Source organism: Haloactinopolyspora alba, from assembly GCF_003014555.1.
In the GTDB taxonomy this organism is placed as follows: domain Bacteria; phylum Actinomycetota; class Actinomycetes; order Jiangellales; family Jiangellaceae; genus Haloactinopolyspora; species Haloactinopolyspora alba.
In genome coordinates this window covers 400,902-423,849 of sequence record NZ_PYGE01000001.1, presented here as the reverse complement: position 1 = coordinate 423,849, position 22,948 = coordinate 400,902, and the positions used below count along the sequence as shown (strand labels likewise).

20 protein-coding genes are annotated in these 22,948 nt (G+C 71.6%); 3 read left to right on the top strand and 17 right to left on the bottom strand.

Going from position 1 to position 22,948, the window contains the following annotated elements:
• Positions 1-60 precede the first annotated feature (60 nt).
• A complete protein-coding gene (locus tag CLV30_RS01900) occupies positions 61-2,943 on the bottom strand; it encodes a M4 family metallopeptidase (RefSeq protein ID WP_165358407.1) in 2,883 nt (960 codons plus the stop codon).
• 219 nt (positions 2,944-3,162) lie between these two features.
• Between CLV30_RS01900 and CLV30_RS01895 the strand changes: the two genes are divergently transcribed.
• Positions 3,163-4,251 (top strand): helix-turn-helix transcriptional regulator, encoded by a 1,089-nt coding sequence (locus tag CLV30_RS01895; protein ID WP_165358406.1) that lies wholly within the window; start codon positions 3,163-3,165, stop codon positions 4,249-4,251.
• 224 nt (positions 4,252-4,475) lie between these two features.
• On the opposite strand, the gene CLV30_RS01890 is transcribed toward CLV30_RS01895, so the two are convergent.
• From CLV30_RS01890 to CLV30_RS01825, 14 genes are all read right to left on the bottom strand, one after another.
• Positions 4,476-5,345 (bottom strand): SMP-30/gluconolactonase/LRE family protein, encoded by an 870-nt coding sequence (locus tag CLV30_RS01890; RefSeq protein ID WP_106535463.1) that lies wholly within the window; start codon positions 5,343-5,345, stop codon positions 4,476-4,478.
• A complete protein-coding gene (locus CLV30_RS01885; protein WP_106535462.1) occupies positions 5,335-6,231 on the bottom strand; it encodes a dihydrodipicolinate synthase family protein in 897 nt (298 codons plus the stop codon). The genes CLV30_RS01890 and CLV30_RS01885 overlap by 11 nt, the downstream gene beginning before the upstream one ends.
• Positions 6,225-7,403, bottom strand: coding sequence for a galactonate dehydratase (gene dgoD, locus CLV30_RS01880; protein ID WP_106535461.1), 1,179 nt, complete (start codon positions 7,401-7,403; stop codon positions 6,225-6,227). The genes CLV30_RS01885 and dgoD overlap by 7 nt, the downstream gene beginning before the upstream one ends.
• Entirely contained in the window at positions 7,396-8,484 is a 1,089-nt protein-coding gene (locus CLV30_RS01875; RefSeq protein ID WP_106535460.1) for an ABC transporter ATP-binding protein, read from the bottom strand. Before CLV30_RS01875 ends, dgoD begins: the two co-directional genes overlap by 8 nt.
• Positions 8,484-9,323 (bottom strand): SDR family NAD(P)-dependent oxidoreductase, encoded by an 840-nt coding sequence (locus CLV30_RS01870; RefSeq protein WP_106535630.1) that lies wholly within the window; start codon positions 9,321-9,323, stop codon positions 8,484-8,486. The genes CLV30_RS01875 and CLV30_RS01870 overlap by 1 nt, the downstream gene beginning before the upstream one ends.
• A 1-nt stretch (position 9,324) precedes the next feature.
• Complete coding sequence (locus CLV30_RS01865; RefSeq protein WP_106535459.1) at positions 9,325-10,218, bottom strand: carbohydrate ABC transporter permease; 894 nt, start codon at positions 10,216-10,218, stop codon at positions 9,325-9,327.
• A complete protein-coding gene (locus CLV30_RS01860; RefSeq protein ID WP_106535458.1) occupies positions 10,215-11,120 on the bottom strand; it encodes a carbohydrate ABC transporter permease in 906 nt (301 codons plus the stop codon). The genes CLV30_RS01865 and CLV30_RS01860 overlap by 4 nt, the downstream gene beginning before the upstream one ends.
• A 2-nt stretch (positions 11,121-11,122) precedes the next feature.
• Entirely contained in the window at positions 11,123-12,469 is a 1,347-nt protein-coding gene (locus tag CLV30_RS01855; protein ID WP_106535457.1) for an ABC transporter substrate-binding protein, read from the bottom strand.
• Between the two features lie 138 nt (positions 12,470-12,607).
• Entirely contained in the window at positions 12,608-13,327 is a 720-nt protein-coding gene (locus CLV30_RS01850) for a FadR/GntR family transcriptional regulator (protein ID WP_106535456.1), read from the bottom strand.
• A complete protein-coding gene (locus tag CLV30_RS01845) occupies positions 13,294-14,352 on the bottom strand; it encodes an Ldh family oxidoreductase (protein WP_106535455.1) in 1,059 nt (352 codons plus the stop codon). Before CLV30_RS01845 ends, CLV30_RS01850 begins: the two co-directional genes overlap by 34 nt.
• A complete protein-coding gene (locus CLV30_RS01840) occupies positions 14,349-15,311 on the bottom strand; it encodes an NAD(P)-dependent oxidoreductase (protein ID WP_205740377.1) in 963 nt (320 codons plus the stop codon). Before CLV30_RS01840 ends, CLV30_RS01845 begins: the two co-directional genes overlap by 4 nt.
• 46 nt (positions 15,312-15,357) lie before the next feature.
• Complete coding sequence (locus CLV30_RS01835; protein WP_205740376.1) at positions 15,358-16,803, bottom strand: aldehyde dehydrogenase family protein; 1,446 nt, start codon at positions 16,801-16,803, stop codon at positions 15,358-15,360.
• 17 nt (positions 16,804-16,820) lie between these two features.
• Positions 16,821-17,984 (bottom strand): UxaA family hydrolase, encoded by a 1,164-nt coding sequence (locus tag CLV30_RS01830; protein WP_106535453.1) that lies wholly within the window; start codon positions 17,982-17,984, stop codon positions 16,821-16,823.
• On the bottom strand, positions 17,963-18,265 hold the full coding sequence (locus CLV30_RS01825) for a UxaA family hydrolase (protein WP_205740375.1): 303 nt from the start codon (positions 18,263-18,265) through the stop codon (positions 17,963-17,965). The genes CLV30_RS01830 and CLV30_RS01825 overlap by 22 nt, the downstream gene beginning before the upstream one ends.
• Positions 18,266-18,445: 180 nt before the next feature.
• On the opposite strand from CLV30_RS01825, the gene CLV30_RS01820 reads away from it, so the two are divergent.
• Together CLV30_RS01820 and CLV30_RS01815 are read left to right on the top strand one after the other, a co-directional pair.
• Positions 18,446-19,570 (top strand): helix-turn-helix domain-containing protein, encoded by a 1,125-nt coding sequence (locus tag CLV30_RS01820; protein ID WP_211299995.1) that lies wholly within the window; start codon positions 18,446-18,448, stop codon positions 19,568-19,570.
• 7 nt (positions 19,571-19,577) lie between these two features.
• Positions 19,578-19,778 (top strand): hypothetical protein, encoded by a 201-nt coding sequence (locus tag CLV30_RS01815; protein WP_106535451.1) that lies wholly within the window; start codon positions 19,578-19,580, stop codon positions 19,776-19,778.
• A 6-nt stretch (positions 19,779-19,784) separates the two neighbouring features.
• Here CLV30_RS01815 and CLV30_RS01810 read toward each other — a convergent pair whose 3' ends face one another.
• Both CLV30_RS01810 and CLV30_RS01805 read right to left on the bottom strand, forming a co-directional pair.
• Positions 19,785-22,124 (bottom strand): GH116 family glycosyl hydrolase, encoded by a 2,340-nt coding sequence (locus CLV30_RS01810; protein ID WP_165358405.1) that lies wholly within the window; start codon positions 22,122-22,124, stop codon positions 19,785-19,787.
• 2 nt (positions 22,125-22,126) lie between these two features.
• Positions 22,127-22,918 (bottom strand): DeoR/GlpR family DNA-binding transcription regulator, encoded by a 792-nt coding sequence (locus CLV30_RS01805; RefSeq protein WP_129710818.1) that lies wholly within the window; start codon positions 22,916-22,918, stop codon positions 22,127-22,129.
• Positions 22,919-22,948 lie beyond the last annotated feature (30 nt).

Below are 22,948 nucleotides of genomic sequence, written 5' to 3'. Positions count from 1 at the left end.
GACGAGGGGCCCGGACGACGGCCGTCCGGGCCCTTCGCGTCGATCGGCGGTGCGGGTCGATCAGGGACGCGGCTTCGGCGACCCCATGCACCTGCCCCGCGGGCGGTCACCGGCGACGACGGCGTTGGTCGTCGCGTACGTGTCGATCCAGACGATCCGGGACCCCTCGTCGAACGCGGGGAACATCTGGCCGCCGGCGCTGCACGAGGCCCGGCCCAGCGGCGCGCCGTCCAGGCCGAACCGGTACAGCTTCGGGAGCATCGCGTTGGAGGGCGGCTGCTGGAAGGCTTCGACTGGCGCGTCGACGGACACGGTCAGCATGTCCTCCGAGGCGGTGAGGCTCAACGCGCGGATGCCGTCGGCGGTCGTCTCGTCGATGAGCAGTTCCGACTTCCCGGTGGCGAAGTCGTACCCGCGGATGGACGTGTTGACCCACCCGTGCTCGCTCTCCCAGTCCAGGTCCGCTCCCCAGTACACGCCGGTGGAGTTGAGCGCCGGAGTGAGGATCGACTCCGCCAACTCGTCGCGACCCGCGAGCACCGTCTCACCGGTGGACGTGTCCAGTACCTCGACGCCGAGCGCCCACGTGTAGTCGTTCTCCGGGAGGCCGACGTCGTAGCGGACGTAGGCGATCCGGTCACCGTGCGCGACGGGCGCCATCGCCGGGCCGAACCAGTCGTGCTCGACCCGCTGCGGCGAGGTGTCACCGTCGCGTAGGTAGTACACGACGTCGAGCCCTTCCTCCATGTCGTACTCGCTCCAGGTCACGAGGTCACCGTCGAGCCCGAGCGTGCCGATCGGGTTGCCGGACTCGTACAGCACCGACACCGGGCCGCCGGAGACCGGCGTGGACAGGATCTGCGAGGTCTCGCCCTCGGCCAGCCAGATGACGCGTTCGCCGTCGGTGACCGGCCGGATGTGGGCGCGGCCGTCGTCGGGTGAGACCTGGCGGGGCGTGTCCTTGCCGTCGGTGCGTCCCACCCAGATCGACATCGGTGCGGTTCCGTCGACGTTGGTCCGGGGCGCGGCGAACCAGCCCCCGTCGGCGGACGGCTGGAGGTTGACGGGATAGCCCGGGCCGACCGAATCCAGCAGCCGTGTGACGTCGTGCCCGGCGAGCGTGTCCTCCCAGCCCCGCACGATGCCGTGAGCGCGGAACGCCTTGCGGATCGCCGCGCGCTCCTTGCCCTTGACGCCCATGGACTCCGCGGCGGCGAGGACGGCCGCACGTGCGTCGGTGAAGTCCGACGTGGGGGTCAGGTACTCGGTGAGGGCCCGGTAGACGATGGCGTCGGCGAGCTCACCACCCAGCGTCTCGCGCAGATCCCACAGGGCGCCCCCGACGATCGTGGAGTTGATGTGCACGCCGCCGAAGTCGGCGATCGACGTGACCGGAAGCGACTGGAAATCCTCCGTGGAGGCGCCGTCGTCGAGATCACGCAGCGCGCATTCGGCGGGGGACAGCGTGCGGCACAGGTCACCGCCCACCAGGCTCGCGTCCGGGTCGCTCATCTCCTCACCGGTGTACTCGACGTCGATCGCGTTGCCGAAGTAGTCGGCGAACGCCTCGTTGAGGGCTCCGGACTGCCCGATGTAGACCAGGTTCGCGGTGTGCTGGATGACGCCGTGGGTCATCTCGTGACCGACGACGTCGAGATCCGAGGCCAGCGACCGGTACTCGTCGTTGCCGCTGCCGTAGACCATCTGCTGGAACTCGGTGTCCCAGTAGGCGTTCACCCACGGGTTGCCGCGCCGCGTCACGCCGACCAGCGAGTCGATGTCCATGCCGGCGTCGTCGAGGGAGTCCCGGCCGTGATGGTCGAGGTAGTAGTCGTGGACCTTCCCGGCCGCCCAGTGCGCGTCGACCCCGCCGACGTCGGTGACCTCCTGGCCCAACGTCGCCGAGTCCGAGATGAAGGGCCTCATGCCTTCGGGCTTGCCGTAGTACTGGGCCTGCCACGCCGTGACGTCGGTCGCGTCCCAGGTGACGATGTCCGTACGGCCGGGAGCCGTCGAGCGGGTGGTGTCCCGCATGATGTAGGTGCCGGTCTCGTCGTCGTGTTGCAGCGGCACGTCGACCGTCTCACCGTTGATCAGGGAGCCGGTGCCCGTCACGTCGGTCGTGCCGGACTGGATGCCGCTGTACTGGAGCAACGGCGTCCCGCTCACGGCGTCGAGGTAGACCTCCTGCAGGATCGGCGTTCCGGTGTCCGGGCGCACGCCGCGGACGGAGAGGTGCCGCGCGAGGACGCCGTCGCCGGTGGGCATGATGACGAGCCCGTTGTCGGTGGTGCGCAGCTCGCGTTCGGTGGGCGCGCCGGAGACGCCGAGGGCGACGACGCCGTCGGGGGAGAGCGACCGCTGCACGGCGCGGACGGCGCGGACGGCGGCCTCGTCGGCGGACATCGTCTGCTGCGTGGTGTCGACGTCCAGGTCCGTGTAGTAGCTGCCCGACGTGCCGGTGACGGTGCGTTCGTCACCGTCGGTCTCCATCCGCACGACGTACTGCGCGCCGAAGACGGGGACGCCCTCGTAGGACTGGTCGAGCCGGACCGTCTCCCGGCCCGCCGCCTCCGTGACCCCGGTGGTGACCAGATCGGCGCCGGGGTCGTCGATCGCGTACCGGTCCACGTGCTGCTCGAGATGGGCCACGGCGGCGTCGTCAGGGGCGACGTCGGCTTCGGCGCGTTCGCTCAGCCCGTCGACCAGCGCCGGGGTGTCGGTCCGGGCCGTCGGGAGGGGGTCGCCCGGTGCCGTCGGCGCCGCTGCGGCGGTGTCGGTGGCCGTGTCCGGGGCCGTGTCCGCGTCGTCGGCGGGTTCGGCCTGAGCGGCGGCAGCCGGTGCCGCTGCCGCCAGCACGGCCGCGGTGGTGACCAGCGCGAACGTGCGAGCCGCGAGCGGGTCGCGTGCCCTCCGGGAGACACGCGACGAGCGTGGGTGCATGCGCATGGATCCTCCGATCGACCCGGGTGTCACGGGTCGTCCTCTGGGTTGCCGAGTCGCCTCTTCGCGCCCGAGTGGATTCCGGTCACTCTTCGGGTCGGACGTTCGCTGCGACAAGGGAAAGAGGCGTGCGCGCTTGGGCAGCTGCGCAGTTGCGAAGCGGTACGGTGGGGTCGCAACGGGGCGCTGCGGTCTGCCGTTCACCGAGGGAGTGTCCTGATGTCCGTCGCCTCGTCCCCCGGGCAACCCGCGTCGGGCCGTGCCGCCGACGGCTCACACGTGGCCGGGTCCGACGCCGCCGGCCTCGATCCGAACGCGATCGACGTGCTCCGGTTCCTCATCGGGCGCAGCGACGCCGCCGAGCCGGCGATCGCCGAGGCGCTCGATCTCGACCACCGATCGTTGCGCACGGCGCTGCGCGCACTGGAGCAGGTCCAACTCGTGGTGCGGGTCGGCGCCCCCGCATCGGCCTCGTGGGTGGCTCTGCCCCCGCGTGCCGGACTGACCTCGCTGCTGGCGCGGCGTCGCGCCGAGCTGGCCCAGTGGGAGGTGTACGTCGACGAGCTCGAGAACGAGTACCGGGCCTCGTCGGACCGGCGCGCCACGACCGGGATGCTCGAGGTCGTGACGGGCGGCGAGGTCGTCAGCGAGGTCTATGCCCACCTGCTCGCGTCGTCGCGCGACGAGGTGCTGCACCTGGCCAAGCCTCCGTACGTCGAGTCCGCCAGCAGACCCGCGGGCAGCGCCACCTACCTGGAACTGACGCCGGATGTCCGGATGCGCAGCGTGTACGACGCCGACGGTTTCACCGAGCCGGTGTCCCTGGACACCGCTGCCCGCGGGACGGACCGGGGTGCCGAGATGCGCCTGCTCTCCGGTGTCCCCACGAAGCTCGTCGTGTTCGACCGTCGTGCGGCCCTGCTGCCGGTCGTCCCGGACGACCCGATGGCCGCGTCGATGGTCGTGCACGCCCCCAGCCTGGTCGAGTCGCTCGCCGGGCTGTTCGAAGAGCTGTGGAACCGGGCCATGCCGCTGGCGCTGTGGCACCGTATCGAGGGCCGGGCCGGCGACGAATCCCTGCCCGCCGACGGTCTGCGGGTCGGTGGGCGCTCACGCGACGTCCTCGACCTGATGGCGGCGGGGCTCACCGACGACGCCATCGCCCGGGCTCTCGGTGTCAGCCGCCGCACGGTGCAGAAGGACGTGAGCGAGCTGGCCGACGCGCTCGGTGCGCGGACCCGGTTCCAGATCGCGATGCTCGCCACCGAGAAAGGGCTCGTGTCCGGCCGGTCGACACGAGGCACGTGACGGGCGCGCGGCGCTCGACGAGCGTGTTCATCGAGCATCGTGAAGGCGAGAACCGGGACGCAGATCGTCCACCCGCGTCGCGCTGTCCATTTCGCGTTCACTCCACGAGTCGAACGCGCTACGCATGGCAGTCAGGTCGTCGTCGGCGGGACGTGTGACTACTCATCACCGGCACCTTCCGATCGCATGATACGGGAAGTCGTGACGATGAAGGGGAGATCGTGTCAGCGGACGTAGCGGTGCGGTTCGCGGCCGCGCACGCCGACCGAGTCGACTCGGAACAGGGCGCCGGCCAGCGGCCACTGTTCCAGGTCGGCGTCGGTCATCCGCAGCTGTGACGTGGTGACGTACAGGTCGCGCAGGCTGTCGCCGCCGAACGCGACACTGGTGGCGTGCGGCACCGGCAGCTCGACGACGTGGTCGGCGCTCCCGGACGGGTCGAACCGCCGCACGGCCGCGCCGCCGCGGGCCATCGCGACCCATACGCCGCCGTCGGCGTCCACGCACAGCCCGTCCGGGCGCCCCGGGACGGCGGACAGGTCCGCGAACACCCGGCGGTTCGTGACGGCGCCGGTGCCGACGTCGTAGTCGAACGCGTCGACGCGCTCCAGCGGCGTGTCCACGTAATACAGCACCGACCCGTCCGGGCTCCAGTCCAGGCCGTTGGAGATGGTCGCGCCATCCAGCACGAGCCGCGCCCCGCCGCGCTCGACCCGGAACAGCGCCGCGCCGCCGGGGTCGGACGCTTCGTCGGACATCGTCCCGATCAGGAACCGCCCGGCCGGATCGACACCGCCGTCGTTGGTCCGTACCCCGCCGTGCACCGTGGCGATGTGGGTGAACACCGCGTCCGGCCAGGTCAGCGTCCCCACCTCGTGACCGGCCGCGGCCAGGTACCCGGGGCCGTCCAGCAGCGCGAGCGCGGCTACCGGGCCGTCCACGGCCACCGATTCGTCGCGGTCACGGGCCGGGTCGTAGGCGTGCACGGTTCCGGCCAGCAGGTCCACCCACATCAGCCGGGCCGCCGCGGCGTCCCAGAGCGGCGCCTCGCCGAGCCGCGCCGCTGCGGTGACGGCGAGGGCGTCAGATCGCATGCAGCTCCCGCAGCCGGTCGGCCAGCGCCGCCCGCCGTCCCGGGTCGAGGGGCGCGGCGGGTGCGACCGGGGCAGCGGAGCAGAGCCCGGCCAGCGACAGCGCCGCCTTCCAGCCCGCCGGCAACGTGCCCGCCCGGCACGCCTGGATCACGTCGAACAGTTGCCGCTGTGCGGTGCCCGCCGCGGCGAGCTCGCCCGCGAGGACGGCGTCGTACACCGCACGGCCGAGGCCCGGGACGAGGTTGGCGCTGGCGGCGATCGTGCCGGACGCGCCCAGCACCAGGCTCGCCAGCAGCATGGTGTCGCTGCCGGTCAGCACCGCGAACTCGGTGTCGCCGACGGCGTAGAGCACCGACTGCAGGTACTCGAGGTCGCGGCTGCTGTCCTTGACGCCGACGACGCGCTCGTGTGCGGCCAGCCGGGCCACGACGTCGGCGGGCAGCGACACGCCCGTCATGCCGGGGATGTTGTAGAGCACCATCGGCACCGCGGCGGCGTCGGCCACGGCCAGCATGTGGTCGGTGACCTCGTCCGGCGCCATCGGGTAATACGACGGCGGCGCGAGCAGGACGGCGTCGGCCCCGGCGTCGGCGAGCCCGGCGATCTCCTTGATCGCGTCGCGGGCGGTCATCGCCGAGGGAGCCGGGACGACGGGCGTGCCGGCCGGCACCAGTCCCCGTACCGCCGACGTCACCTCGCGGCGCGCGGAGCGGGTCAGCCGCGGGCCCTCGCCGGTGGAGCCGGCCGGGCAGACCGCCCGGACGCCACCCGTGACGGCCCGGTCGACGAGCCGGGCGAGTCCCTCGTGGTCGAGCGTGGTCCCGTCGTCGGAGACCGGCGTGGCGAGCGCGACGTGCACCCCGCTCAGGTCGGCTGCGCTCACCATTCGGCATACCGCCCGTCGTGGTGTGTCCAGTCCGGATCCGGCAGCGACCAGGCCCCGGCGCTCGCGCGCACGGCGTCGTCGTCGACGTCGATGCCCAGGCCCGCGGCGTCGCCGCGGTGGAAGTACCCGCCGGTCGTGGTCAGTGGCGCCGGATCGCGCAGGTAGTCGAACAGCTCGCCGGTGGGCAGGCCGTCATAGCCCTGGTGGTAGTGGATGCCGCCGCTCTGCTCCTGGATCGCCACGTTCGGGCAGCAGAAGCCGACCTGCAGGGACGCGGCGAGCGACACCGGGCCGTTGGGACAGTGCGGGGCCACCGCGACGTCGTACACCTCGGCCATCCGCGCGATCTTCTCCAACTCGAACAGGCCGGTGATCGAGACGTCCGGCTGGAGCACGTCGACCACCCCGTCCCGCAGCAGCGGCAGCACGTCCCACCGCGAGGTGAGCCGTTCACCGGTCGCGACGGGCACCGACGAGCCGACGGACGCGACGTGGCGCAGCGCGTCGTCGGTCTCCGGCGTGATCGGCTCCTCGACCCACAACAGCCGGAACGGCTCCAGTTCGCGCAGCAGGATCTTCGTCACCGGCCGCGGCACCCGGCCGTGGAAGTCGAGCGCGATGTCGAGATCCGCGCCGAAGGCGTCGCGCAGGCTGCCCACCCGCGCCAGCGCGTCGTCGACCACCGCGTGCCGGTCCAGATGGTCGGCGGTGGCGGTGGCGTTCATCTTCACCGCGGAGAACCCCTGTTCGAGGCGTTGGCGCGCGTGCTCGACGACGCCGTCCGGGTCGTCACCGCCGACCCAGGCGTAGGCGCGTACCCGCTCGCGTACGGCGCCGCCCAGGAACTCGTGCACCGCCAGCCCGGCGGCGCGCGCCTTGCGGTCCCACAGCGCCTGCTCGACGGCCGCGGCCGCCGTGCCGAGGATCGGCCCGCCACGGAAGAACCCGCCGCGGTGCATCCGCTGCCACAGATCCTCGATGCGGCGCGCGTCGCGGCCGACGACGTTGTCCGCGAGGTCGGCGACGGCGCCGACGACCGCGCGGGCACGTTTGGCGACGATGGCCTCGCCCCATCCGACCGCCCCGTCGGCGGTGGTGACACGGACGAGGATCCACCGGGGCGGCACCTGGAACGTCTCGATGGTCTCGATGCGGCTCGGCAGGTCAGGCATAGGCCACGCCGGACTCGGTGTCGAAGGTGTGCACGAAAGCGCCGTCGGTGCTCAGCCGCACCTTGTCGTCGACGTGCACCCGCTGGTCACGCGGGGCGCGCGCGGTGAGCAGATCGCCGTCGACGTCGACGTAGACGTAGTACTCCGCACCCAGCTGCTCCACCATCTGCACCACGCCGGAGACCGTGCCGAGATCGTCCGACTGGCGCTGCAGCATCAGCCGCTCGGGCCGCAGCCCGACGTCGACGACGTCCACGTCGGGCGGGATGGCCGCCGCACGGTGCTGCGGCAGCGGGATCCGCACGCCGTTGCGGGTCAGCTCGGTGCCCTGCTCGGTGCGCTGGACGGTGCAGCGGGTGAACCCCATTGCCGGTGTCCCGATGAACCCGGCCACGAACCGGTTGGCGGGGTTGTCGTAGAGATCCTCCGGCGTGCCGACCTGCTGGATCAGTCCGTCGCGCATGACGACGATGCGGTCGCCCATGGTCAGCGCCTCGATCTGGTCGTGCGTGACGTAGACCGCCGTGGCCGACACCGTGCGGTGCACCTTGAGGATCTCCGCGCGCATCTGAACCCGCAGGTGCGCGTCCAGGTTCGACAGCGGCTCGTCGAGCAGGAACACGGCGGGGTCGCGCACGATGGCCCTGCCGAGCGCGACCCGCTGGCGCTGGCCGCCGGAGAGCTGCTTCGGCCGCCGTTTCAGCATCGGCTCGATGCCGAGCAGGTCGGCGGTCCGGTTGACCTGTGTCTCGATCTGATCCTTCGGCAATCCGCGCCGCTTCAACCCGAACGCCATGTTCTCGTAGACGCTCATGTGCGGGTAGAGGCCGTAGTTCTGGAACACCATGGCGACGTCGCGGTCACCCACGTCGACGTCGTTGACGAGCGTGTCGTCGAAGTACACCTCGCCGCCGCTGAGCGGCTCCAGCCCCGCGATGATGCGCAGCAGGGTGGTCTTGCCGGAGCCGGACGGGCCGACGAGGACGACGAACTCGTGATCGTCGATGTCGAGGTCGCAGTCGCGCAGCACGAGCTCGGAGGTGTAGCGCTTCTCGACGTCGCGCAGCGAGATCCGGGCCATCATTCACCTTCCGTCGCGGTCTGGTCGGGGCCGTCCTGGTCGACCGGGTCGTGCTGGGCGGCGAGGGCGTCGAACCGGCGGCTCAGCGTGCGTCCGCCGTCCACCGTCAGCACCTCGCCGGTCACGAAGGAGGAGTCCGAGGAGGCGAGGAACGCCACCGCCGCCGCGAGCTCCTCCGGTGCGCCGTCGCGGCCCAGTAGCGTGGGTGATCTGCCGGGTGACGTGACCACGGCGTCGGCCACGTCCTGGCTGGCGCGAAGCGACGGCGTGCTGATCATCCCGGGAGCGACGGCGTTGACCCGCACGCCCAGCGGCGACAGCTCGACGGCCAGCGAGCGGGTCAGCGCGGACACCCCGCCCTTGCTGACGCCGTAGGCGGCGTGCGTGACCATCGGCAGCCGTTCCTGGATCGCTGTCACGTTGACGATCGTGCCCGAGCCGCGCGCGACCATGTACCGGGCGGCGTCCTGGGCCAGCGCGGCCGCGGCGGTGAGGTTGGTGGCCAGCACCCGGTCCCACTCGTCGGCGGGCACGTCCAGGAACGGCAGCCGGCGGCCCTGGTAGGCGGCGTTGTTCACCAGGACGTCCACCCGGCCGAACCGCTCCAGCGCCGCCGGGACGACGCCGTCCCGGGCGGCGCGGTCGGTGATGTCGGCGACCTCGGCGACGGCTTTGCCGCCCGCGTCCTCGACCGCGCTCACCGTCTGCCGTGCGCCCGCCTCGTCGACGTCGACGGCGAGCACGTGCGCGCCCTCGGAGGCCAGGCACACCGAGATGGCCCGCCCGATGCCGCCGCCGGCACCGGTCACGACGGCGACCTGCCCGTTCAGTCGTGCCACGTCACTCACCTGCCACGGCGCCGGCGGTCAGCCCGCGGACCATCGAACGCTGAATCGCGAAGAACGCCACGAGCAGCGGCAACGTCGTCACAACCGACGCGGCCATCATGCCTCCCCAGTCGGTCTTGAACTGCCCGGTGAAGCTGAGGATCAGCCCCGCCGGCAGTGTCTGCTTGTCGATCGTGTTGATCAGCGTCAACGGGTAGATGAGGTTGTTCCACGACTCGATGAACACGAACGTCCCGGTGGTGAACAGACCCGGGACCGTCAGCGGCAGCACCACCCGGAACAGGATCTGCCAGCGCGGGTAGCCGTCCACCCGGGCGGCCTCCTCGACCTCGCGCGGCACCGCGTCGAAGAACCCCTTCATCAGCCACATCCCGAACGGCACCGCGAACGAGATGTAGCCGACCACCAGACCGGGCAGCGTGTTCACGAGTTCGGCGTTGAGCAGCAGCAGGTACAGCGGCCCCAGCAGCACCACCAGCGGCAGCATCTGCGCGATCAGGACGAGGTAGCTGATCGGCTCGCGCAGCCGGAACGTTCCCCGCGACAGCGCGTAGCCGCCCAGCGCCGAGAGCAGCACGCTGATGACGGCCGCGGCCAGGGCGGTGACGATGCTGTTCACGGCGAACGAGCCGAACGGCAGGTTCTCGCTGAACAGCTTCTGGTAGTTCTCCGCCGTCACGTCGTTGGGCAGCATCGTCGGATCGCGCCGGGTGGCCTCGATGCCCGGCTTGAGGGACGTCGACACCATCCAGTACAGCGGCGCGAGCGCGAAGAACAGCGCCACCGCGATGGCGATGGTGCGCCCGATCTTTCCTCGCCGCCGGCGCCGGGCCGGTGCGGACGTGTTCAGGCCCTGGGGCGGCGCCGTCACGGGCGTCACGGTCATGTTCCCCTCCTGAGCAGTCGCGCGTAGGCGATCGCGAACGTCATCAGCAGCAGCAACCACACCACGCCGATGGCCGACGAGTAGCCGAGGTCGAAGCTGGTGAACGCGAGGCGATAGACCCAGACGACGAACGTGGTGCTCGCGTAGCCGGGACCGCCCTCGGTCATCGCCCAGATCTTGGCGAAGTCGTTGAAGTTCGAGATCACCATCAGCAGGCTCGCGACGAGCGCGGCGTTGCGCAGGTACGGCAGCTTGATCCGGCGCGCCATCGTCCACCCGCGGGTCTTGTCCACCCGCGCGGCCTCGATGACGTCGTTCGGGATGGCCGCGAGCGCGGCGCTGAACACGAGAAAGAAGAACGGCGTCTGGGTCCACACGTTGGCGGCGACGACCGTGGGCAGCGCCCAGGTCGCCGACACCAGCCACGGCACCCCTTGGTCGATCACGCCCATGTTCGTGAGCACGGCGTTCACGATGCCGGTCCGTTCGTCGAACATGTACCGGAACAGGAACGCCACGACGACGAACGGCACCGCCCACGGGGTGAGCAACAGCGTCTTGAGGAACCGTGAGCGCCCGACCATGTCCTCGGTCACCAGCGCCAGCACGACACCGATGAGCGCGGCCACCGCCACCGACCCGAACGTGTAGATGGCGGTGTTGCCCAGCGCCTCCCAGAAGATCGGATCCTGGGCGAGCTTCTCGAAGTTGTCCGTGCCGACGGGTCGGGGGTCGAGGCCCGAGAGGGCGTTGTACTCGGTGGTGGACAGCTGGAACGTGCGCACCACCGGGTACGCGATGACCACCCCGACCGCGAGCAGGCCGGGCAGCACCATCCAGTCCAGCCACGGCCGCCGTTGCGGCCCACGGCGTCTCCGCTGCGCGAAAGCGACTCCTCGCATGCTCACTCGAGGGCGGACTCGAGCTGGCTCTGCGTGGCGCTCGCCACCTCGTCGACGCTGACGTCGCTGGTGAGCACGCGCTGCAGGTTGGCCATGACCGGGTCGTAGGCCGACGAGAACGCCTGGCCGTACGGCGGCTTGGTGGACGTGGGCATGATGTTCTCTACGTAGGCGTTGTTCACCGGAGTGTCCATGACCTCCGCGACCTCACCCTTCGGGTCGGACAGCGGCGGCAGTGCGGCGCCTTCGGCCAGCGTGTAGTTGAGGACGGCGTTCTCCGAGGTGGCGAGGTACTCGATGAACTTCCAGGCGGCTTCCTTCTTCTCCGACTGCCCGAACATCACCAGCTGGTGACCGAGGTCGACGGAGTAGGACTCGCCGGTCGGCCCGGCCGGCAGCGTGGTGACGCCCCAGGTGTCGTAGAACTCCTGGTCGGTCATGCCGTTGGTGTCCTGGATGACGCCCTGCAGCAGGTTCTGGTCCCACATGAAGGCGACCTCGTTCTGCGCGGCCAGCGGCCGGAACTCGCCGAGCAGGGGACCGGTGACGATGTAGTCGTTCTTCGCCAGGCTGTCCATCCACTCGAGGTAGGCGGTGTACTCCGGCGAGTCGGCCTGCGCGCCGTCGTCGCCGAACGGCTCCGCGCCGAACGTCTTCATCCAGGCCCAGTTGGACGTGAGCCCGAACGCGCGGTTCGTCGTGTCCAGCGCCAGCGGCGTGCTCTCCGGGAACTTCTGCTTGATCGCGGCGAGCGCCGTGTTGAGGTCCTCGATGGTCTGCGGCGGCGACTCCGGATCGAGGCCCGCCTGGGCCATGAGTTTCTTGTTGTACCAGAACCCCTGGGGCGAATCGACCCACGGGAAGGCGATGAGCTCACCCTCGTGCGTGCCGTTCTCGAGGTCCGTCGGGTTGATGCGCGAGCGCAGCTCGTCGTCGACGAACTGGTCCAGCGGTGCGAGAGCTCCGGTGGCCGCGAGCGAGATGGTGTCGTTGCCGGACAGTTGGGCGACGTCCGGCGGGTTGCCGCTCTGGGTGCGCAACACCAGCTGCTGGGCGATGTCGCTGAACGCGATCGCCTGGCTCTTGATGCGGATGTTCGGATGCTCCGCCTCGAAGTCGGCGATGACCTGTTCGATGGCCGGCCGGGTGGTCTGCTCGGCGGTGGCCCAGTTCGCCCAGGTGAGCGTGACCGGACCGCCCGAGTCCCCGCCGCCGCCGTCGTCCCCGCCGCAGGCGGCGAGGAGCAGGCTGGCGGCGCCGGCGGCGGCTGCGAGACGGACCGCGCGGCGCGGGAGGCGGCGGCTGCCGCGGAACGAGGCCGAAGCGTCTCGGTCGGGAGGACGTGCCATGTCGATCTCTCCTCACGATCTGCTAATGGTTGGAGGTTAGACCTCTGGTGACTGTGTGACAAGAGGGTGCCGGACCGCTTTCCGCGAGTGGTCCGGACCGCGGCACGCCCCCGGAGCGGTTCCGTGCGGCGTGCGGGCCTACCCGCCGGCGCGTTGCTGTTGCTCCACCCGCCGGATGGCGGCGGCGTGTGCACCGCGGATGTGTGCGCGCACGGCTCGCCGGGTCGCGGCGGGGTCGCGTGCGGTGAGCGCGGACCAGATCCGTTCGTGGTCGTCCTGGGCGACGGTCGTGCGCCCGGGAATCGTCAGCGTAGTCTCCATACCGGACCGGAGGATGTCGTACAGCACGTGCGACGTCTGCTGCAAGAACCGGTTGCCGGCGCCGATGGCGATGGTCATGTGGAACTCCGCGTCCAGCCGGCCGAGCTCGTCGAAGTCGGGCTCGTCGGCGTCCAGGATCGCGGACATCCGGTCCAGAACGCTGCGCAGCTCACTCAGCCTGGTGTCGGCGGCCTTCTCGGCCGCCCAGCCGCCGGCGGGAACCTCGAGCACCTCGCGCATCGCGTACAGCTCGTTCAGCGTGATCTCCTCGGAGGCCAGCCGCTCCCGCAACGCCCGCTCCGAGCTCGGCGCGGTGACGAACACCCCCTGGCCGTGCCGGACCTCGAGCCGGCCGTTGGCCTGCAGGATCCGCACCGCCTCACGCATGGACGGCCGGCTCACCGCCAGCAGCGTCGCCATCTCCCGCTCGGACGGCAGCCGGTCGCCCGGGCGCAGGCTCTGGTCGAGGATCAGCTGCTCCACCTGCCCGACGATGCGCTCGGTCAGGTTCCCTTGCTGTGTGACCGGTCGCCACATGCTTCCTCCTGATCCGCGGCGTCGCCGGGGCCCGCGCCGGCCCGCCGGCGCAGCTCGGTGACGAGGTCGTCGGGGATCCGCACGGGGTCGTCGTCGGCGACCTGCCACGGCATCGTCCGGCTGCCGCCCGGCACCCGTCCGCCCGCGGCCACGAGCCGTCCGGTGAGCCCGTCCAGGCGGTCCGCCGCGCCGCCGTCCACGTCGAGCAGGGTCGGGTCGAGCGTGAGCACCAGGTGTGCGATCCGCTGCGGCCGGTGGTTGCTGGCGGCGTCGAACATGTCCGGCACGTCCACGGCCAGCGACGGTCCGACCGAGCCGGCCGTGAGCGCCTCGACCAGGAACGCGATCGCGAACCCCTTGCCTCCGCCGAGCGGCGCCAGCATCCCGGCCAGCGCGGCCCGCGCGTCCGTGGTGGGGGCGCCGTCGTTGTCGACCGCCCAGCCCGCCGGCAGCGGGTCGCCGCGCTGGGCAGCGGCAGCGATCTTGCCGCGCGCCACGGCCGACGTGGCCAGGTCGACGACGGCGGGACTGCTGCCGGGGACGCCGGCCGCGAGCGGGCTCGTGGACAACAGCGGTGTCGCCGTTCCGGGAGCGGCCATGACCGCGGGCCCGGTCGAGAACACCAGGCTGACCAGGCCGTGGCGCAGGCCCGGGGTGGTGTACAGGCCGAGAGCGCCGCAGTGCGACGACGCGCCGACGGAGACCGCGGCGACGCCGTGGTGTGCGGCCCGGGACGCCGCCAGCTCGGCGGCCTCCCAGGCCTGCCAGTGCCCGAGCCCGTCACCGCCGTCCAGCGTCACCATCGGCCCGGTGTCGCGGACCGGCGTCAGCTCCGCGCCGGCCCGGATGCCACCGGCGGCCAGCCGGTCCAGGTAGTAGGGCAGACGGAGCATCCCGTGCGAGGCGAGTCCCCAGACCTCGGCCACGACCAGCAGGTCAGCCGACCGGTGTGCGCGCTCCGGTGCGAGCCCGGCGGCGACGAGTGCCGAGGTGGCCAGCGCGCGGGCCTCGCCGGCGGCGATCACGCCGACACCCCGCGGCTGGAACGGTCGGCGGCGGTGACCGCGAACGGCGTGCCGGTGTCCGCGAGCACCGACTCGACCCCAGCACGCAGGATCCGGGCGATGCGGTCCTGCGACTGTACCGTGATGCCGGCGATGTGTGGTGTGAGCACCACGTTCGGCAGCGTCTCCAACAGCCCCGGAGACGGTGGCTCCTGTTGCCGCACGTCCAGCCCGGCGCCGGCGACCCGGCCCTCGCGCAGCGCCTCGACCAGTGCGGACTCGTCGACGATCTCGCCGCGGCCGGCGTTGATCAGCAGCAGCCCCGGTTTGGCCAGACTCAGCAGCCTGGAGTCCACCATCCGCTCGGTCTCCGGCGTCGCCGGCAGGTGGATGCTGAGCACGTCCGCGCTGGCGACGACCTCGGCGAGCGGGCGCAGCGTGATGCCGAGCTCGGTCAGCTCCGGATCGTCGGGGTCGCGGTACGGGTCGTACGCCACGACCGACATGCCGAGCCCGCGCGCCAGTCGTGCCGTGGCACGCGCGGTGGCGCCGGCCGACAGCGTGCCCCACACGCCGCCCGCCAGCTCCCTGCCCGGATGCCGGGTCCAGCCTCCGTCGCGCGCAGCGGCGTCGAGCTCCACGGTCCGTCGCGCCAGGGCGAGCGCCAGTCCGACGCTGTGCTCGGCGACGCTGACGGCGTTGGCGCCCGCCGCCCCGACGACCACCACGCCGACCGCGTCGGCGGAGGCGACGTCGATGTTGTCGAGCCCGGCCCCGGCGCGGGCGACCACCCGCAGCCGCGGGGCGGCCTCGAGCAGCTCCCGCGTCACCGGGGTGCGGTTGCGGACGACGAGCGCTTCGGCGGTGACGAGCTCGGCGGGTCCGGGCGTGCCGTCGATGCGGCGCACCTGGTGCACGTCAGCCATCCGCTCGAACGGCTCGCCCCAGATGCCCTCGGCGACCACCACCTCGGCGGTCACGGCGCGGCCCGCTGGCTGCGGCGGGTGCTCATGGGCCGGCGGGGGCTCACAGGCCCACCGCCACGTAGTGGATGTCCTGGAACTCCTCGAGCCCCACGTCACTGCCCTCGCGGCCGAGCCCGGACTGTTTCACTCCGCCCATCGGGGCGAAGCACGCGGTGGGCAGCGGGTGGTTGAACCCGATGATCCCGGCCTGCAGGCGCTCGCCCATCCGCCACAACCGGTCGGCGTCGCGGGTGAAAGCGTAGGCGGCGAGGCCCATCTCGGTGTCGTTGGCACGGCGCAGCGCCTCGTCCTCGTCGGAGAAGCGGAAGACGCCGGCCGCCGGGCCGAACACCTCCGTCGTGGCGAGGTCGGCGTCGTCGGGAGCGTCCACGACGAGTGCGGGCGCATGGAACGCGCCCGTGCCCGGTGGATCCGCCGCCCGGGTGACGACCTTGCCCCCGGCCGACACGGCCTGCTCGACGAGCGCCGAAACCGCCCGCACCCGGTCGTCGCCGATGCACGCGGCGAGGTCGGGCACCGGTTCGGCCCAGCCGGGTCCGACGGTCATCGCGTCGATGCGCGCGCTGAGCCGCTGCACGAACTCGTCGTGCACGGATTCGTGGACGAGGAACCGGTTGGCCGCGATGCACGACTGCCCGGTGTTGCGGAACTTCGCGAGCATGGCGGCATCGGCCGCGCGGTCCAGGTCGGCGTCGTCGAAGACGAGGAACGGCGCGTTGCCGCCGAGCTCGAGCAGCGGCCGGACGATCCGGCCGGCCGCCTTCGCCATGATCGTCGAGCCGACCTCGGTCGAGCCGGTGAACGACACCACGCGCACGGACGGGTGCTCGAGGTAGGCGCCGGTGATCTCGGCCGCCGGTCCGTGCACCAGGTTGAGGACGCCGGGCGGCAGGCCCGCGTCCGCCATGTGCCGGAACATCTCGGTGACCGCCAGTGGCGCCCGCTCCGAGACCCGCGCCACCACCGTGCACCCGGCCGCGAGCGCCGCGGCGAGCTTGCGCGCCTGGATGGAGCAGGGGAAGTTCCACGGCGTCAGACAGGCGGCGACACCCGCCGGGCGGCGCACGGACAGGTGCCGGCGGTCGTCGGCCTCGTGCGGGTACACCGCGCCGTCGGGCCGGCGGCACTGCTCGGCGAACCAGCGCAGGTACTCCGCCGACAGGCCGATCTCGGCCACGGCCTCCGGAACCCGCTTGCCCGACTCGCGCGCCAGCAGCAGGCCCAGCTCGTCGGCGTGCCCGCGGATCGTCTCGGCGGCGCGGTTGAGCACGTCGGCGCGTGCGCGGGCGGGCGTGTCGGCCCACCCGGGGAACGCGGCGCCGGCGGCGTCCGCCGCGGCCGAGGCCTCGGCGGCGCCGCCGTGCCGGACCGAGCCCACCACCGAGCCGTCCGCCGGATCGAGGACGTCCGTCAGCGTGCCCGCCTGCGACCAGTGTCCGTCGATCAGGTGGCCGGCACGAGGGCGGTTGTCCGGGGTGTCGGTCACGATTGCCTCCCGACGGGTCATGCGCTCGGGTAGAGCTTGGTCAGGACGTACTCGCGGTGACCCATCACCTCCGCGCCGGTGCGCCGGCCGTTGACCGTGCGGCCGATGACGTCCATCAGCTGGTCGCCGGCGGCGGTGAGGTCGTACTCGCGCCGCAGCAGGCCGGACACGTCGAGGTCGATGTGCTCGGTCATCGTCTCGGCGGTGTGCGGGTTCGCGGTCAGCTTCACCACGGGCTCGATCGGGTTGCCGATCACGTTGCCCTGGCCGGTGGGGAACAGGTGGATCGCGGCGCCGGCCGCGGCCATCAGCGTGATGCACTCGGCGGCCGCGGACGAGGTGTCCATGAAGTACAGCCCCGGACCCGACCGCGGCTCCTCGGCCGCGCCCAGCGCACCGACGACCGGTTTGGTCCCGGTCTTGGCGATGTTGCCCAGCGCCTTCTCCTCGATGGTGGACAGCCCGCCGCTGATGTTGCCCTGGGTCGGCTGCGAGCCGAGCAGGTTGGCCCCGGAGCGTTCGACGACGTCGATGTAGTTGTCGTACAGCGACTGGAACCGCTTGCGCACCTCGTCGTTCACGCAGCGCTCGGCGATCAGGTGCTCGCCGCCGGTCAGCTCGGTCGTCTCGCCGAACAGGACCGTGCCGCCCGCGTCGACCCACCGGTCGACCGCCTCGGCCGTGGTGGGGCACGATCCGAGGCCGCTGGTGGTGTCCGACTCGCCGCACTTGATCGACATCATGATCTCGCCGGGCTCGACCGGCTCGCGGGTGCGCTCGGAGTCGTCCTGCAGGAACTGCGCGGCGGTGCGCGCGGCGGCCTCGATGGTGCGCAGGTCGCCGTTGCCCTCGATGGAGAACCCCGCGACGCGGGTGCCGCTGGCGGCGATGCCCTCGACGACCCGCCCGGTCCAGTTCGGCTCGATGCCAATGACGACCACGGAGGCGACGTTCGGGTTGCAGCCGGTGCCGATCAGGGTGCGGAACGTCAGGTCGAGATCCGGGCCGAACTGCAGCCGGCCGTAGGCGTGCGGCAGCGCCAGCACACCGGGCACGATGTTCGCGACCGCCTCGGCGGCGGCGTTGGACAGGTCGTCGACGGGGATGACGACGGTGTAGTTGCGGATGCCCACCGCGCCGTTCTCCCGCCGGTAGCCGTTCAGGCGACGCTGCTCTGCCATCGAGCACTCCTCAGGTTGTGAACGTGCACGTAATCGCCCTTCGTGATGTCGGCGCTGGCGACACCGACCCGGACGCCGTATTCGATGACGTCTTGACCGGCCGGGACGTCCGTGAGGGCGATCTTGTGCCCGAGCGGCACCTCGGTGGCGACGGTGACGTCGATGGTGCCGGGCGAGTCGAGATAGGCGCCCTCGGCGGGGCCCGCCGGTACCGTACGCACGGCGACCGCGACGGAGTCACCGTCCAGGTGGGCGAGGAAATCTGGGGGCTGCTGTGGCATGCTCACCATCCATCTGGTCTGACCTCTGTCCCTTGACCATAAGGGAAGGCCGAGCCCCGATCAAGAGGGGGTTTCCGTTGCATGGGGTGGCGACGTGACCGTGCTCGTGGTGCAGGCATGCGCCGCCGGACTCGACGTCGGTGAATTGGGAAATTCCCAACGTCGACGTATGGTGGGTGCATGGATGACGGGTTGGTCGCTATCGGCGTGCGCGTCCGCGACGCTATGCCGTCCGACATGACGCAACGCAGTCTCGCGGAGCAGGTGGAGATGCCCGCGGACGCGCTGTCGCGAGCACTCAACGGGCAGCGCGGGTTCGCGTCGATCGAACTCGCGAAGATCGCCGAAATCCTGGACGTGGACCTGCACTGGCTCATCACCGGGCAGGAGAGCCCGCAGCGGGTGCGGGTGGCTGCGCGGCACGAGTTCGACCACTACTCGGGCATCCGGGGGGTCCCCGGGTTCGAGCAGGACGAGGACGTGCTGTCCGCCGTGGCTCACGCCTACCGGCAGGCGTACCCGGATGCGGACCATCCCTCGAAGGCGCTTCCGGGCACGGTGGAAGGCGTCCGGGAGGTCCTTGCTGACGGTTTCGTGAGGGAGTTCGCGGACCGGCTGGAGGCCGCGCTCGACGTGGATGTCGTTCGGGTGCCGGGGCTGAGCACGGACTACTCGGTGACGATCGGTGGGCGGCATGTGATCGTGCTGGCCGCACACGCCAACTGGTTCCGTTCCAACTTCTCTCTGGCCCACGAGTTGGGGCATCTGGCCTTGGGGCACCACGACCTGGACAACCCGCGCGGCAACGACGCCCGCGAGGGTGCCGCGAACCGTTTCGCGGCGGACCTGCTGATGCTGCAGAGTGACCTGTCCGGGACCGACTGGGAGACGATCGGCCCCCGCGACCTCGCCCTCTTCGTCTGGGAGTCCGGAGTGTCGACCGGGGCGCTGCTCACTCGGCTGGATGCACTCCGCATCCCGGTCGGTGAGGAAACCCGCGGCCTGTTGAGCGGTTCCACGCAGCGGCTGCTGCGGCGCCATGGCGGCGACCTTGGGGAGAAGCCGGTCAAGCGGGGCCCGTTCACGATGCTGTTCGACCCGATCACCGAGCGCATGAACGCGGCCGCGGCCCGCCGTTTCCCGCTTTCCCTCCAGGAAGCCCACGGCAAGCGAATCGCAAACGGCGAGATCACCCCTGGGACGCTGGCGTGGATGCTCGACACCGACCTGGACGACGTCGTGATCGACCGGCCGGAACGTAGCCGCCCTTCGGCTGACGAACTCGCCGACATGCTCGGTCTCTGAGAGGCCCGTGTGGCGCTCGGGCCAGGCGGTGTACGTCACTGACGACGGCAACGCCCTCCGGTTCGCCTCCGGCAAGGGGATCACCGCTATTGACACCTGGGACCTGCTCGGCCTCGCCGAACGCACCGGCCGCGTCGTCACCGAGGAACGCCTTGCGTACGAGGCGCATCTGAAGGCCAAAGGACGCAAGCGAGCGCGGCGCCGCTGACAACATTCAGACGGCGAGCCACGAGATCGCGAGCGGGCGCATGTTGAGCGGTGCCCGGAACCGGCCGGCCCGGTCGATGGCCGCAGGGGTGCGGAACTGCAGCCCGCTGCCGCCGTAGAGAACCTCGCGCAGACTGGCGGCGACCCGGTCCGCGTCGTCGGCGAGCCCGTAGTGTCGCAGCATCGCGGCGAACATCCACGCCGAACCGATGAGCACCTCGTTGACCTGCAGCTCCTCGCCGCCGTCGCGTTCGTACGCCGAGAGTCCGCGCTCCCCGATGAGCAGCGGGCCGACGCGGCCGCCGTCGTATCCCAGGTGGCAGATCTCGTACGCCGCGTGCAGGTGAGCGCGCATCCGCTCCGGGTCGACGCCGGTCGTCGCGCCGCACAGGTCGGCGTAGAACAGTCCCCACGCCGAGTCGGGCATGACCGCCTCGACGTACTTGCCCTCGGACGCGGCCCGGAAGAACTCCCCGTTCCACAGTTGCCCGAGCACGTCGGCCGCGGCATCGCGCCGGGCCTCGTACGCCGTGGGGTCCTCGCCGCGGGCGCCGGCCTGCTGGGCGAGGACCGACCACATGCCCGTGTACAGGGCCGTGGCGTAGGTGGAGTGTCCGCTGAGCGCGAGGTTGTCCCAGGTCGAGTCGCCGAACTCGTCGTGCCGTGGCACGCCGCTGCCGTCGGTCACCTGGGCGGCGGCCGCTTCCGCCGCGGCGCGCAGCCGGTGCCACGCCGGCTCGCTCACCGGCTTTCCCTGCAGCTTCGCGTGCAACAGCCGGGCCAGGACATGCGCCGGCGCGGAGTCACGCCAGGTGTTCGGGTCGTCGCGCATCACGTAACCGTTGAGCCGGACGAACGGATCCTCCATCGGGCTGCCCAGGTCGTGCGGCAGCCGGTTCGCTCGGAGGAGCCGGCGGTGCTCGCCGACCCGGTACACCGGCCGGACCGTCGCGTCCTCCCCGGACAGCGCGTCGCCGAGGTCGGCGAACACCGTCTCGGCCAGCCGGGGCCAGTGCAGCGTGAACGCGGGGAAGGCGTAGTGCCACAGGTCGCTGGTGTTGTAGTAGAAGTACCCCTCGTCGAAGCCCTCCAGGACGGCGACGTGCTCGTCGCCTCGCAGTACCGCGTCCGGCGGCTCGTGCCCGGCGAAGGTGCCGTCGACCCATGCGCTGCCCAGTGCCGACACGAGGCCGAGCTCGTTCACGACGCATCCGGCGACCGGTGCTGACCAGCCGGCGGCGGTGACCCGGCCCAGGGTCCGCCGGTGCCACTCGTCGATCGCGCCGAGCCACTCGTCGCCGTGCTGGTGAGCCCTGGTGGCCAGCTCCACCGCGCTCGGCCGCTCGTCGCCCGCCGCATAGTGACGACGCCATGTCCGTCCGGCCCCGAAGCGGACCGCCGGCCAGTCGAAGGCGACGGCGAACCGCACCGCGGCCGAGTCGCGGCCGGCGCGGACATGCCCGGCCACGGCCGAGCCCACGGGCTCGTGCCAGTGCGCGGACCAGCTTCCGTCCGGGGTGATTCCGAGCCGGCCGGTCGTCGCGAACCCGTGCCGCACCGCGCCGAGGGTGAACACCTGCCGGCTCTCGGGCACCCCGGTCGCGTTCTGGTCGGTCTTGAACTGCACCTGCCGGGTGAACTCGTCAGCGTCGCCGGTCACGCTGAGGCACACCTGCTGCCCGGGGTTCAGCGGTCCGGGCGTCTCGCGGCCCTGCAGCACGGACGCGCCGGCGAGCCCGTCGTCGACGGGGGTGTTCGTGTTGCCGGCGTGGTGGTGACCCGGCCAGGCCCGGTCGCCCCGGTCGTCGGAGGTGAGCATCGAGGGGTTCCACCCGTTCAGGTTCGGCCAGAACAGCGCGACGTCCAGAGCGGGCAGGCGAGACGTGCCGGCCGCCGCCTCGACCCGGACGTCGAACAGCACAACCGGCAGGCCGGACTCCTCCTCGAGGCCCGGTATCACCGGCGAGAAAGAGCTCAGCGTGAGCACGAACGGCAGATCCGCCCCGGAGAAGCGTTCGTGCGCGACCGGGTACAGCACCGCCGTCTCGTGCCGGCCCACCTCGTCCGCCCGGAGCAGCACGTGCCGGTGCTCGCCGCCGGCCTCCCAGTGGACGGCGAGGAAGGCCGCGTCGACGTCGGCGAGCAGATGCGTCCCCGGCTGCAGGTGCCACCGGCTGAACCGGCCGGTCAGGTCGCGGGAGAACGCGGGGCCGCCGATCGGGCCCAGGAACATCCCATGGGCGGGGCCGTCGTCGTGGCTGCGCGGCTTGGCGACGAACGACGACGGTGGCACGCCCGTCGTCGTGAAGCCGTACGTCGCGGCGCGTTCCCATCGGTCGTCGAGCACGGTCATTCCTCCGCGGTCAGCACGGTCACGCCGGCGACGTCGAACGCCTCGGCCAGTTCGGGGGTGAGCGGCCGGTCGGTCACCAGCGTGTCGACGTCGTCCAGCGGTCCCAGCCGGACCGGGGCGGTGGTGTCGAACTTGGAGTGATCGGCGAGCAGGACGACACGTTCGGCGCATCCGATCAGCGCCTGCTTGGTCGGTCGTTCGTGACCGGTCGCGACGAACAGATCGTTGGTACCGATCGCCGCGGCGCCGAGGAAGACGACGTCGGCGCCCAGCCCGGCCAGCGCCTGGGTGGCCAGTGAACCGACGAACGCCTGGCTGTCGGCCAGCAGTTCGCCGCCCAGGCCGATCACCGTGGCCTTCGGCACGTTCAGCATGTGTTGCAGCACCGGGACGGAGTGGCTGATCACGCAGCCGCGGAAGTCGGTCGGCAGCGTCACCGCCAGTTCGAACGTGGTGGTGCCGGCGTCGATCGCCACGGTCGCGTCCGGCTCGATCAATGCGGCCGCGCGCTGGGCGATCCGGCGTTTGGCGGTGCGCTCCTGGGCGCCCCTGCTGGTGAAGTCGGCGGTTCGCAGCGTGGCGTGCAGCAGGCTGGCCCCGCCGTGCACCACACGCAGCTCACCGGCGTCGGCGAGGCGCTTGAGGTCCCGGCGGACCGTCATGTCCGAGACGTCGAGCAACTCGGTCAGGTGCGTCACGGACTGGAAACCGTGGACGTGCAGCAACCGCATGATCTCAGCCCTGCGCTGCGCTGCAGCGTTTTCGCGGGACGAGCCGACACCGCTCATGTTCACCCCTGCCTGTTGTCCTGCTGACCC

Bases quoted from the DNA above. Each gene is read 5' to 3' on its own strand.
- CLV30_RS01885 (WP_106535462.1), bottom strand. From the start codon at position 6,231: ATGGTGAGCGCAGCCGACCTGAGCGGGGTGCACGTCGCGCTCGCCACG.
- CLV30_RS01890 (WP_106535463.1), bottom strand. From the start codon at position 5,345: ATGCGATCTGACGCCCTCGCCGTCACCGCAGCGGCGCGGCTCGGCGAG.
- CLV30_RS01855 (WP_106535457.1), bottom strand. From the start codon at position 12,469: ATGGCACGTCCTCCCGACCGAGACGCTTCGGCCTCGTTCCGCGGCAGC.
- CLV30_RS01805 (WP_129710818.1), bottom strand. From the start codon at position 22,918: ATGAGCGGTGTCGGCTCGTCCCGCGAAAACGCTGCAGCGCAGCGCAGG.
- CLV30_RS01860 (WP_106535458.1), bottom strand. From the start codon at position 11,120: ATGCGAGGAGTCGCTTTCGCGCAGCGGAGACGCCGTGGGCCGCAACGG.
- CLV30_RS01865 (WP_106535459.1), bottom strand. From the start codon at position 10,218: ATGACCGTGACGCCCGTGACGGCGCCGCCCCAGGGCCTGAACACGTCC.
- CLV30_RS01850 (WP_106535456.1), bottom strand. From the start codon at position 13,327: ATGTGGCGACCGGTCACACAGCAAGGGAACCTGACCGAGCGCATCGTC.
- CLV30_RS01820 (WP_211299995.1), top strand. From the start codon at position 18,446: ATGGATGACGGGTTGGTCGCTATCGGCGTGCGCGTCCGCGACGCTATG.
- dgoD (WP_106535461.1), bottom strand. From the start codon at position 7,403: ATGCCTGACCTGCCGAGCCGCATCGAGACCATCGAGACGTTCCAGGTG.
- CLV30_RS01825 (WP_205740375.1), bottom strand. From the start codon at position 18,265: ATGCCACAGCAGCCCCCAGATTTCCTCGCCCACCTGGACGGTGACTCC.
- CLV30_RS01830 (WP_106535453.1), bottom strand. From the start codon at position 17,984: ATGGCAGAGCAGCGTCGCCTGAACGGCTACCGGCGGGAGAACGGCGCG.
- CLV30_RS01875 (WP_106535460.1), bottom strand. From the start codon at position 8,484: ATGGCCCGGATCTCGCTGCGCGACGTCGAGAAGCGCTACACCTCCGAG.
- CLV30_RS01900 (WP_165358407.1), bottom strand. From the start codon at position 2,943: ATGCACCCACGCTCGTCGCGTGTCTCCCGGAGGGCACGCGACCCGCTC.
- CLV30_RS01895 (WP_165358406.1), top strand. From the start codon at position 3,163: ATGTCCGTCGCCTCGTCCCCCGGGCAACCCGCGTCGGGCCGTGCCGCC.